The organism is Tenacibaculum skagerrakense (genome assembly GCF_004345825.1).
Taxonomy (GTDB): domain Bacteria; phylum Bacteroidota; class Bacteroidia; order Flavobacteriales; family Flavobacteriaceae; genus Polaribacter; species Polaribacter skagerrakensis.
Window position 1 is genome coordinate 489,343 of record NZ_SLXM01000001.1, and the last position, 11,817, is coordinate 501,159.

The window sequence follows — 11,817 nt, forward strand, 5'->3', positions numbered from 1 at the left end:
TAAAGATAAATTATGTAATACTTCAATTAAATATTAGTTACTATTAAGAGTAATTATAATTTTTATTGTTTTTAGTATAATGATAGTATCAAGTTTTATTGACCTGTTATTTACGTAATATAAATCATATTTTAGTTTGTCTAAATTATCTTTTGGTTTTGCTTTAGGTAAACAAACTTGGGCCCAACCAGTTATTCCTGGTTTTATTTCATGTCTTAAAGAAAAGTTTGGATCAATTTTAAGGAATTGATCAACATATTTAGGTTGCTCAGGTCTTGGACCAATAATTCGCATATCACCTTTAATAACATTAAATAATTGAGGAATCTCATCAATCTTACTTTTTCTTAGTACTTCACCTAAAAAAGTAATTTTATCATTAGCGGTATTAGCAATAGTCTTTATTTTATATATGTAAAATAGTCTATCATATTTACCAACTCGAATTTGATAATAAATAGGGTTTTCTCTTAAGTCTAGAAAGCTAAGAATACATCCTAGGATAAATAATGGAGAAGCTATTAATAGTAGGAATGATGCTATTAAAATTTCAAAAATCCTATGTAAGACGGATTTACTATGAGCATCTGAATTAATTAGTACACTTTCCATTTTTATTCAATATCAAAAAAACATCAATATATATCTTTTAATTGAATTGAATATTAAGAGTTGAATAGTTTTTGTGTATGAGTTTGTTTTAAAACAGTGATGAATTATTTAAAGACATAAGTAAATTTTAACGTAGGCGTATCGTCAAAAAAACTAGGAGAAACAGCTAGTTTATTTTCAAGATTAAATGGTTTTGTAAATATATAACTCATTCCAGTACCTATAATTGCTCCAGCAATTACATCAATAGAATCATGTTTTTTAGCTTTAATACGAGAGAATCCTACATAACCTGCTAATACATATGCAGGAGCTCCATATTCCCATCCATATCGCCTTTGTATAAAAGCAGCACTTGCGAAAGACACAGAGGTATGTCCAGATGGAAAACTATTTAAACTTTCTCCATTAGGACGTTCTTTATCAATTAATAATTTTAATCCCCAAGTAATTGCAATTGTACTTATTAACGATTCCGAAAATTGTAACGTTCCTTTTTGTCCGTCTTTCCAAATAAAAGATGAAGTTAAAGATAAAGCTGGTAGTAACCCAACAAGTAAGTCTCCAGATGTTTTGTGAAAGTTTTCGGAAGAAGTAAGCTCTTGCTGAGCATAGGAAAACGGATTATTAAATACAATTAGTAAAACAAAAATTAACTTCAGAGATTTTCTTTTTATCATTTAATTTAAATTATTTAAAGATGGGGGAACCTTAAAATAAAAGTTCAATAGGTTAATAAACCATATGATAATAACTAGTTGTTTTTTTAAGTTGTTTAACAACAGTGTTTTATCGATGAATAAAAATAGGAGTAATAAAAGAGGTAAAAATTTAATTTTTTTAAAATACATTATTCATTAGGCGAACGACATAAAAGTTAAGTTATAGTAGGATCTTACAAAAATGATTAAAAGAAGAATGTACTTTCTCTTTTCTATTGAAAAACAAGTGCATTTGATTATCAATTTGTTACGAATAATAGTCTCGTAATATACATAAAGAAATCACTTTTTTTTTGAATTTAGAAGTCATCAAGATTGTTAAGTTTTTGTGAAAAATATTCAATGGTAGTATTGTTTAACTAATATTTATTCATGATTTTTGCTAAGAATCAATTAAAAATGAAAAACATAATGAAAGGAAAGTCTAAAGGATTTTTGACCCTATTATTGTTGTTCTTTATGCAACTATCTTTTGCACAAGAAAAAACAATTCAGGGTAATGTTACTGACTCAAGTGGTCCACTACCAGGAGTTAGTATTGTAATCAAAGGAACATCTAAAGGAGTTCAAACTGATTTTGATGGAAATTATTCTATAAAAGCAAATACTGGTGATACATTAGTATTTAGCTTCGTAGGAATGAAAACTGTAGAAAAAGTTGTTTCAACAGATAGTACTATTAATGTACAGATGGTTGAAGATTCAAATGTGCTTGATGAAGTAGTTGTAACAGCAATTGGTATTAAACGTAAGCCGGACGAAATTACTACGGCAAACCAGGTTGTAAAAGCAGATGAATTAAACCAAGCAAGTAACCCCGATGCAGTCCAAGCCTTAGCTGGTAAAGTCTCAGGTTTACAAATTAACACAACTTCTGCTGGTTTAACTCCAAATACGCAAATTACTCTTCGTGGTAATAGATCTATTTCGGGAAATAACTCAGCATTAATTGTAATTGATAATATTGTTTCTTCTGCAGAAATATTATCAACTTTAGATCCTAACACTATTGAATCTATGAACGTTATTAAAGGAGCTAATGGAGCTGCTTTATATGGTGAATTAGGTGCTGCAGGTGTAATTATTGTAACAACTAAAAAAGGAGTAAAGGGAGCTGATAAATTTTCAGTAAACTTAAAGTCTTCAGTAACTGTTGAAGAAATTGCTTTTTTACCTGAAACACAAGATCGTTTTGGTCAAGGTTGGGGAGGTAATATTGAAACGGTAGATCAAGGTTCTTGGGGAGTTCCTTACAACAACGCAATTATTTCAGTAGGTACACCAGATGCTAATGGTAATTTTAGAAACTTCGAATACAAGCATATCGAAGACAATATTTTACCTTTCTTCGATACAGGCTTTAACCTTCAAAATGCGATATCTATTGCTGGAGGAAGTATGAAAACTGGTTTTATAAACTTTAGTTATTTAAACCAAGAGTTAGATGGAGTTATACCTACAAGTGAGTTGTCTAAGCATAACTTCTCATTAACTTCTGGTAAACAAATCGATAAGTGGTCTATTCAGGGTATTGCTAGATACACAGAGGAGTCGACTGAAGATGTAAACGGAGGAAACATGTACCAACGTTTATCAAATACACCAGGAAACGTTCCTATCGAGGCTTTTAATAGTGGAGATAATAATGATCACTGGACTATTTATGACACAAGCCCATACTGGACTTTACAAAATGACAGAAGATTAGGAACAAGAAGAATTTTTGATTTATCAGGTGAACTTACGTATCAGTTTAATGATCATGTGAATGCAATTTTGCGTTCATCGGTTAGAAATATCCAAGATGATGATGAGGTTCGAAGAAATTCGTATTTAGATACTGATAATTATGTAGGAACTAATAGATCTATTAGATCTTTCTATCAAATTGATAATAAGTCAGAAAGATTCATTTATACTGATTTATTAGTTAACTTCGATTATAATCTTACTGAAGATATTACGTTCAAATCTAATGTCGGTATGAACGCTACAGATAGAAGATTTTCACGACTAGTAAATGGAGGTTTTGATTTAGCAAGTGAAGGTTTCTGGAATTTATCAAACATTACTTCTATTCCAGATATTTTCGAGCAGAATACTAAAAGTAGAACAATAAGTGTTTTTGGACAAGTTGATTTAGGATATAAGGATTACTTATTCTTAAACATGACGGGAAGAAATGATTGGAATTCAGTATTACCAAAAGCAAACAGAAGCTTCTTTTATCCATCTGTAGGTGTTGCTTTTATACCTACTAAGGCTTTCCCAGAAATCAAAACTAAATTTTTCCATAAGGCAAAAGTTTCTGCGAGTTTCGTGAAAACAGGAAATGCTACTGCGTTAGCTCCTCAACAAGTTTCTACAGTTGCAGTAAATGATACTTTTTACCCAGATACTGGATTAGTATCTTTAGTTGGACAAGGAGCAATTGTTGATCAAAATATTAAAAATGAGTTTATCAATTCTTTTGAAGCAAATGTAAACTTAGAGTTTTTAAATATTAATGGTCCAAGAATAACATTAGATGCATCTGCTTCTTTCGGAAAAAACACTGATCAGATATTAAATATTTCTAGTTCTTCAGCTACAGGATTTTTTAATTCTTTAATTAACGTGGGAGAAACTAGTTCAACTTCTTTAGAAGTAGATTTAGGATTTACACCAATTAGGACAGAAGATTTTGAATTAAGCGGTAGAGTAGGTTATAGTTCGTTTAGAACTACTGTTGATAAAGTAACAGATCAATCTGATAGAGTTGAGGTTTTTAATGGCCCTGGAACTATTGGTGCTTATGCTATTGAAGGTCAGGAGTTTCCGATTTTACAAGGAACTGCTTACGAGAGAGATGATCAAGGTAGAGTCGTGGTTGATGCTAACGGAACACCTCAGATTGCTGCAGGTTTAAAAACGTTAGGACAAACTACTCCTGATTATATTTTAAATTTTGCCTTAAATGCAAAGTACAAAGGATTTAGTATAGCGGCAGTTGCTGATTATAGAACAGGACATGTATTCTATTCTGGAATTAAAAACCAACTTTCAGGTCAAGGTAGAACAATTGAAACGACTTACAACGACCGTTTGCCGTTTGTTTTCCCTAACTCAACTGTTCAAGGAACAGGTACTGATAACACAACTGTTTTATCACAGAATGGTGTACCAGGAAATCACCCATATAACAATGCTTATGATTACTATACAGGAGATCATAATGACATCGATGAAAACTTCATAACAGATGCAACTGCTTTTAAATTAAGAGAAGTATCTATTAGTTATGATTTACCTAATAAATTTATTGAAAAATTAAGTTTAACAAGGTTGAATATTGGAGTTAGTGGAAGAAACTTATGGACAAGCTTACCTTCTCAAAACTTAGATTATAACGACCCTGAATTTGCAGGTAGATTTGGTATTGGTGGATATGGAATTACACCACCAACAAGATTCTATACACTTTCAGTAAATGTTGGATTTTAAAAAAATAAAAATGAAGAATAGATTTAAAATAATATCAATGCTAATGCTTTGTATAAGCATAGTATCTTGTAGTGATTATTTAGATGTAAATGATAGTATAGATAATCAAAATTTAGATGAACTTACTCCAAACCAGTTAATTGTTGGAGCTCAAGCTTTAAGTGCAGAAACCTACGCTAATAGATTGAACAGAGTTGGAAACTGGATGGGTGTTGCTTGGTCTGGTAACTATTTAGCTTTTAATGATGCCTATGGTTTAGAAAGCAGATACCAATTTTCTAATACATTTTATGATGATGTATGGGATAATATTTACCGATTCACTTCTAACTTCGCTACTATTGAAAAATATAACGATGATAAGAATTGGAATAATCAAAAAGCGGCAGCAAAAATTTTAAAGGCGTTTTATTTTCAATATATCGTTGATTTATATGGCGATGCACCTTATTCTGAAGCTTTTCAAGGAACTGATAATTTGTTCCCTAAATATGACGATGCTCAGGATATTTATATGAGTCTTATTGATTCTTTAGACGAAGCAATGACGATGATCAATACTGGTTCTGAAGAGTTTGGTATAAATGACATTACCTTCAATGGTGATATGGGTAGATGGAGAGCTTTTGCAAATACAATCAAACTAAGGTTATTAATTCGTTTGACTGAAAAAGCTCAATCAGATGCTACATTAGGAACCTACGTTACTACTAAATTTGCAGAATTAAACGGAGCACAATTTATTACTCAAGATGTAACTGTGAATCCAGGATATTCTAATGCAGATGACAGACAAAATCCATTCTGGGAGGTTTATGGTTTTACACCAGTAAATGTTCCTACTGCGCAAGGTAGACAAACTGGACCATCTGAATTTGCATTTAATTTGTTAGACAATTCTAATGATCCAAGATTAAACAGATTATGGAAGCCTAACACAGGAAATAGTAACACTTTTGCAGGAACTCAGCAAAATGGAACAGGAAATTCGGCTTCTATTGGAGATGGAGTTTTAAAAAGTGCAGATGCTGACTTACCAATTATGTTAGCTGCTGAAAGCTATTTTTTACAAGCTGAAGCTGTTCAAAGAGGATACTTAACTGGAAATGCTAAAATGTTGTTTGATCAAGGAGTTACAGCTTCTTTTGATTATTTAGGAGCAACCGACGCTGCAACTTACATTACAAATACAGATGCAGATGCAGATCTAGGATTTAATGGAGGAGATCCGTTAAGAGCGATTATTACTCAAAAGTGGATTGCTTTAACAAGTGTATCTGGAGCTGAGTTATGGATTGAGTACAATAGAACAGGTTTTCCTAGTAATTTACCATTACCAAATGCTAGCACAGATAGTAATATTCCAGTAAGATTATTATATCCAGCTTCTGAATATTCAGGAAACTCTCAAAATGTTAAATCTCAAACTAGAAGTGATGCTTTCTCTTCTAAGATTTTTTGGGATGTTAATTAATAAAAAGTATTAAAGATGAAAAAAATAGTAAATATAAAATCATTACTAGCTGTAGTTGTTGGACTTACATTAGCTTCATGTGATCAAGATGTTAGTGTGCCAGATATCCCTAGAGAAAACTCATCTGCAGCAATAGTAAAGGAGGAGACTGTCTCAGTTCAGGAAGGAAATACTTTTTCTTTTACAATTGAACAAGAAAATTTAGTAGAAGAGAGATTCGACGGTCAAGAATTTTTTGATGTTGTTTCTGGTCAAATTGGAATTAGAGTAATCGGTGGAACGGCTACTTTAGATGAAGATTTTAGTTTTAACATTCCAAAAATTTTCGATGTAAGTCCATTCTTATTGCAAGACGGATACTACTATGGTTATGATGCGAGTGTAAGTTTAGAGCATATAGTTAATAATGTAATCACTATTATTAATGATGGTCAAACTGAAGGAACAGAAACTATTGAATTACAGTTTTTCCCTGTTGGTATAGCATCTGTAATTATTAACGATACTTTAATTGTAGAGATTAACGATTAATAACTATTCGTTATTTTTAAATGAAACAAAACAGGTTAAACTTTTTAGTTTAACCTGTTTTTATTTTAATAAACAGCACTTAATTTTTTTTAAAGTTACCAATATCAAAAAAATAATTAGTTTTGTAACTGAAAAATGAATATAACAGCAATACATAGTAAACAATTAGGACTTTGTTCTTATGATTTTCGCCCGAGAATTTGGCGAATAGGATGCTATGTATTCAATATTTAAGTATGATTTATAAAATTTAGAAAATAAATATATACAAATGAAAGCGTCCAATTGAATTGGACGCTTTTTTTTGGAAAAAATTTTAGGAAAGAAAATGCTCAACTAGTAGAAATAACATAAAGCGATAAAAACTGAAAACAATTGAGAGACAGGCCTTTGTAAAAATGTTTAAAATCCGTTGAAAAACGGACAGGGAATCTATTGCTTAAAAACAGTATAACTAATTGAAAATCAACAAAATAAATTAAAATATTTCTTGTGTAATTGAAAAATGCATTCCATATTTGCAACGTCAAAACGAAGTAAAAAAGACATTTATAAAAACAATATAAAATGAAACATTATTCAAAACATAGTATAACAAATCAGTTCCGATATAGTGATCCGGGATTTGATCTTCAGTTATGCGGAGATAAACTATTCATTTTATTAAAGGAGATATATTACGATGGTATAAACTAACAATTAGTTTATATGTATAAAATTAAAAGCATCTCCGTAAAAAGAGATGCTTTTTTTATGAAATAGAATGAAGGAAGAGCAATTGACGGTGGCAACGGTTTTGAAATGAGTTTACGAATTCAATGAGTCCACGAGAAACTAGAATTATTCGAGTTAAAACCTTTCGGAGTTAATCACTCGTGTGGGCTCTCCCGAAATTTCGGGACCACTTCTTCCGCATAATAACAAGGTGGCTGAAAGGTTAAGGCAGCGGACTGCAAATCCGTTTTTTATGAGTTCGAATCTCATCCTTGTTTCAATGATTGAAATAATTTCAAATTGATTTGAATATTATGGAAATCCAATTTGGAACTCAATGAGATCGTATGACAATCTCATCCTTGTTTCAAAGTTCATTGACAATAGGAAGTGTTGAGCAATTGGTTGGCTCGCCAGACTGAAATGAGTTTACGAATTCAACGAATCAACTATGTAACTCTTGAGTTTTGAGTTAAAATCTGGTCTTGTATAAGCGTGTAGGTTCGAATCCTATCACTTCCACAAAAAATGCATCTATAGTGTAATTGGTAACATAGGAGACTTCCAATCTTCAGTTTCGAGTTCGAGTCTCGATAGATGCTCAAAATACGCTCATGGTGTAATGGTAGCATATTAGTCTCCAAAACTTACGATTAAGGTTCGAATTCTTATGGGCGTGCAAAATGGTTCATTGTGGTTAATGGCTAACCTTCCCGACTGTCTCTCGGGAGATACGAGTTCGATTCTCGTATGAACCGCAATACTGGGAAGATAACGATTGGTTGTTTACCTGCTTTGGATGCAGGAGGTTGTAGGTTCGAGTCCTGCTTCCCAGACAAATTTTAGAAAGGAGAGTGTGTTTAATGACTTGGGATAATTTTATGAATTATCATGGCTAAAAAAGGAAAAGAAAATTCCCAAGTCATTTAAAATGAGGTATAACTCAGTTGGTAGAGTACTGTGCTTTTAACACAGGAGTCTTGGGTTCGAATCCCAATGCCTCAACAAAAGCAGGAATGGCGGAAAAGGCATACGCGTCTGATTTAGAATCAGAATATTGAGAGTTCGAATCTCTCTTCCTGTACAAATAAACCTGTGATGTAAAGGTTAGCATACAAGATTTTGATTCTTGTTGTATAGGTTCGAATCCTGTCAGGTTTACAAATGGTGGTTTTAGTTTAACTGGTAAAACGTCTCATTGTGGATGAGAAGAATAGGGTTCGAGCCCCGAAATCACCCAAAACGGAACAATAGCAAAGTTGGTCAATGCGTCGGTTTGAAGCACCGAAGATATAGGTTCTCCCGACATTTCGGGACTATTTGTTCCACAAGAAAAAGAGAATTTTAAGAGTAGAAAAAATGAAAATTGTTAATCAGAAATGGAGAAACTTTAGTGGAAAGGTTTTCCAAGAGCCAATTACAGAAATTGTTGAAAAAGCAATTGTAAGAGAATTAAGTGAAGGATATAAACTTAAAGTATGCGTAGGATCGGATTCTCAAGCTTATAAATCTCACATTGAATATGCAACAGCAGTTGTTGTATTGAGAGAAGGAAAAGGAGGTTTTATGTTTATAAAAAATTTAAAAGGAACTAAGCAAATTGGTATTAAAGAACGTATGTTAAAAGAAGTAACAATGTCGGTTGAAGTTGCCTATGCAATTTGCAATATTCTAGATAAACATAAGGTGAGTCTGGAAGTACATGCGGATATTAATACAGATGCTAAGTTTCAATCAAATGTCGCGTTAAAAGATGCTATGGGATACATTTTAGGAATGGGATTTGAGTTTAAAGCCAAACCTCATGCATTTGCAAGTTCATCATGTGCTGATAAAGTAGTATAATATTTAAGCATATAGTTTAACGGATAAAACGTTAGGTTACGACCCTGAAGATGCGAGTTCGATTCTTGCTATGCTTACTACTTTATTTCCTTTCTAAAATCTTTATCATTTTAAAAGATTTCAATAAGTGAAATAGACCTGGAACTATTAATAAACCACCAACTAATAGTGAAGCTCCTAAAACATCTATTACAGCATTCGGAGCAATCTTATCTAAAAGATTGATTGTACCATTTTTTGTAATTAAAAAATTAGGATGGTGTGGATATAAGGCTACTGTGATAATTAATAAAACTTGAATTCCGGCAAAAACTCTACTGGCAATACGTATTCCTTTTTTAACGGAATACCATAGAGGATATAAAAAAGCTGCAGAAACTAAAATTAAGCCAATGCTAATGTTATTATGAATTATACTTTTTACAAAAGTTGAATCGGTAACATATCCATATATTATTGTAATTAGCCCTAAAATTACTACTACTATAGTAGCAATTTTCGCTTTACGAACATATACAGGATACCCTTCTTCATCTGCTTCACCGATTAATAGAACAGCAGATAAGAACGTGCATAAACTAGCAAAGAACAATCCTATTAAAAAGGAAAAAACATTAAACCAAGGATTGATGTAAGCTTCCACAAAATCTAAAGGAATATCTTTAGTAATCAAGATAATTTTACCGCTTACCATTCCTCCGAAAATCATTCCTAAAAAAACAGGTGTAATTAAACTAGAAACATGAAATAACCAATTGTATACGTGTTGCGATTCATCTACATAAGCATCGTAATGTCTAAATACAAAAGCAACACCACGTAAGGTAATTCCTAATAACATTAATGTAATAGGAATATGCAATGAAGTAACCATTACTTTATAATACAGCGGAAAAGCAATCCAAAGAATAACAATTAGAATGATAATCCAAATATGATTGGCTTCCCAAACAGGCCCCATTACACGATAAATTGTTTTCTTGGTAATTTTCTGATTGTCTTCTGATGAGAATAATTCAAGAATACCCGCGCCAAAATCAGCTCCACCTAATAATACATACAACAGTAAAGAGAAAAATAAAAAGAATAGAACAACTGAAATCATAACGTAGTAATTAGAGTTGAGTTTAACGATTTAATTTGTCTGCGAAGTAACCAAGCTACTGTAATAGTTAAGATGGTGTATAACACTACATATAAATAAAAGCTATATACAATTCCAGGCATCGGTGTAACTGCATCTGTAGTTCGCATTATTTTATGAATAATCCATGGTTGACGCCCAACTTCAGTAACAATCCAACCAGCTTCTAAGGCAATAAATCCAGCAGGGGCTAGAAAAGCGAATACTTTCCAAAATAATTTCTTATCAAACCAATGTTTCTTTTTCCAATTAGAGAAGAAGAAAAAGATTCCTGCAAACATCAATAATCCGCCCAATCCAACCATCACTTGAAAAGCATAATGAACAATAGCTACATTCGGAATTTCATCTTCTGGAAAATCATTTAATCCTTTTACTTCAGCATTAAAATCGCCAAAGGCTAAAAAAGAAAGTGCTTTTGGAATTTCAATTTTATAGTTGACTTCTTTTTTTTCTTGATCAACAATTCCACCAATATATAAAGGAACACCTTTAGAAGTCTCATAATGAGCTTCCATAGCTGCTAATTTTACAGGTTGACGTTGAGCAACATCTTTTGCAGAAATATCTCCACTTATTGGCTGTAAAATAGCTGCAATTGCACCAAATGTTATAGCAATTTTAAAAGCCTTTTTATGTAATTCTTTCTGTTTGTTTCTTAGTATTTGAAAAGCATGAATACCAGCAACGGCAAATCCTGTAGCTGTAAATGCTGCTAACACCATGTGCAAAGCTTGTGTAAACCAAGCCGGATTTAATAATGCTTTAATAGGATCGATATTTAAAAATTGCCCATCTACATAATCAAATCCAGAAGGAGCGTTCATCCAACCATTAGCAGAAACTACTAAAATACCAGAAGCAACACCTGCTACACCAACTATAACACCAGTAAACCAATGAAATTTAGGTGGAATTTTGTTCCAGCCATATAAGTAAAATCCGAGTGCAATTGCTTCCACAAAAAAAGCAGCTCCTTCTAATGAAAATGGCATACCAATTATAGGTCCTGCATGTTCCATAAATTCGGGCCATAACAAACCTAATTCAAAAGATAAAGCAGTTCCCGAAACGGCGCCTGTTACAAAGAAAATAGCAACTCCTTTTTGCCATGCTTTTGTTAGTTGTAAGTATACTGGATTTGCTGTATTAAGCCACTTCTTATGAGATACAATCATAAAAAAAGGCATCACCATTCCGATACAAGCAAATACAATATGAAAAATTAGCGTGAATGCCATTTGAAGTCGTGCAGCATCTATATTTTCCATAGAGAGATTTTAAAAAGATAA

General features: G+C 32.2%; 8 protein-coding genes and 11 tRNA genes. 15 read left to right on the plus strand and 4 right to left on the minus strand.

The features are described from left to right. Positions 1 to 33: 33 nt before the first annotated feature. Together EV195_RS02240 and EV195_RS02245 are read right to left on the minus strand one after the other, a co-directional pair. Positions 34 to 612: a sugar transferase gene (locus EV195_RS02240; RefSeq protein ID WP_132792329.1), complete on the minus strand. Its 579-nt coding sequence runs from the start codon at positions 610 to 612 to the stop codon at positions 34 to 36. Between the two features lie 104 nt (positions 613 to 716). Then, on the minus strand, positions 717 to 1,292 hold the full coding sequence (locus tag EV195_RS02245) for a phosphatase PAP2 family protein (protein WP_132792332.1): 576 nt from the start codon (positions 1,290 to 1,292) through the stop codon (positions 717 to 719). A gap of 441 nt (positions 1,293 to 1,733) precedes the next feature. Here EV195_RS02245 and EV195_RS02250 point away from each other — a divergent pair, with 441 nt between their 5' ends. The 15 genes from EV195_RS02250 to EV195_RS02305 all read left to right on the plus strand — a co-directional run bounded on the left by EV195_RS02250 (position 1,734) and on the right by EV195_RS02305 (position 9,458). Further along, complete coding sequence (locus EV195_RS02250) at positions 1,734 to 4,817, plus strand: SusC/RagA family TonB-linked outer membrane protein (RefSeq protein WP_165915669.1); 3,084 nt, start codon at positions 1,734 to 1,736, stop codon at positions 4,815 to 4,817. Positions 4,818 to 4,827: 10 nt separating this feature from the next. Next, a complete protein-coding gene (locus EV195_RS02255; protein ID WP_165915670.1) occupies positions 4,828 to 6,291 on the plus strand; it encodes a SusD/RagB family nutrient-binding outer membrane lipoprotein in 1,464 nt (487 codons plus the stop codon). A 15-nt stretch (positions 6,292 to 6,306) separates the two neighbouring features. Then, a complete protein-coding gene (locus EV195_RS02260) occupies positions 6,307 to 6,822 on the plus strand; it encodes a hypothetical protein (protein ID WP_132792341.1) in 516 nt (171 codons plus the stop codon). A 919-nt stretch (positions 6,823 to 7,741) separates the two neighbouring features. After that, a tRNA-Cys gene (locus EV195_RS02265) sits at positions 7,742 to 7,814 on the plus strand. A 108-nt stretch (positions 7,815 to 7,922) separates the two neighbouring features. Next, positions 7,923 to 8,058: transfer RNA gene (locus tag EV195_RS16615), tRNA-OTHER, on the plus strand. 8 nt (positions 8,059 to 8,066) lie between these two features. Continuing rightward, positions 8,067 to 8,138, plus strand: a tRNA-Gly gene (locus EV195_RS02270). A gap of 6 nt (positions 8,139 to 8,144) precedes the next feature. Continuing rightward, a tRNA-Trp gene (locus tag EV195_RS16620) sits at positions 8,145 to 8,215 on the plus strand. Positions 8,216 to 8,299: 84 nt separating this feature from the next. Then, positions 8,300 to 8,372, plus strand: a tRNA-Pro gene (locus EV195_RS02275). A 96-nt stretch (positions 8,373 to 8,468) separates the two neighbouring features. Then, positions 8,469 to 8,541: transfer RNA gene (locus EV195_RS02280), tRNA-Lys, on the plus strand. Positions 8,542 to 8,546: 5 nt separating this feature from the next. After that, positions 8,547 to 8,620 (plus strand) — tRNA-Leu (locus EV195_RS02285). A gap of 5 nt (positions 8,621 to 8,625) precedes the next feature. Further along, positions 8,626 to 8,697 (plus strand) — tRNA-Gln (locus EV195_RS02290). A 5-nt stretch (positions 8,698 to 8,702) separates the two neighbouring features. After that, positions 8,703 to 8,775: transfer RNA gene (locus tag EV195_RS02295), tRNA-His, on the plus strand. 5 nt (positions 8,776 to 8,780) lie between these two features. Then, positions 8,781 to 8,864: transfer RNA gene (locus EV195_RS16625), tRNA-Phe, on the plus strand. A gap of 31 nt (positions 8,865 to 8,895) precedes the next feature. Further along, entirely contained in the window at positions 8,896 to 9,381 is a 486-nt protein-coding gene (locus tag EV195_RS02300) for a ribonuclease H-like YkuK family protein (protein WP_132792344.1), read from the plus strand. A 5-nt stretch (positions 9,382 to 9,386) separates the two neighbouring features. After that, positions 9,387 to 9,458 (plus strand) — tRNA-Arg (locus EV195_RS02305). A gap of 5 nt (positions 9,459 to 9,463) precedes the next feature. Here the strand turns inward: EV195_RS02305 and EV195_RS02310 are convergent. Together EV195_RS02310 and EV195_RS02315 are read right to left on the minus strand one after the other, a co-directional pair. Next, entirely contained in the window at positions 9,464 to 10,486 is a 1,023-nt protein-coding gene (locus EV195_RS02310) for a cytochrome d ubiquinol oxidase subunit II (RefSeq protein WP_132792347.1), read from the minus strand. Continuing rightward, positions 10,483 to 11,796, minus strand: coding sequence for a cytochrome ubiquinol oxidase subunit I (locus EV195_RS02315; protein ID WP_132792350.1), 1,314 nt, complete (start codon positions 11,794 to 11,796; stop codon positions 10,483 to 10,485). Before EV195_RS02315 ends, EV195_RS02310 begins: the two co-directional genes overlap by 4 nt. Between the last annotated feature and the right edge of the window lie 21 nt (positions 11,797 to 11,817).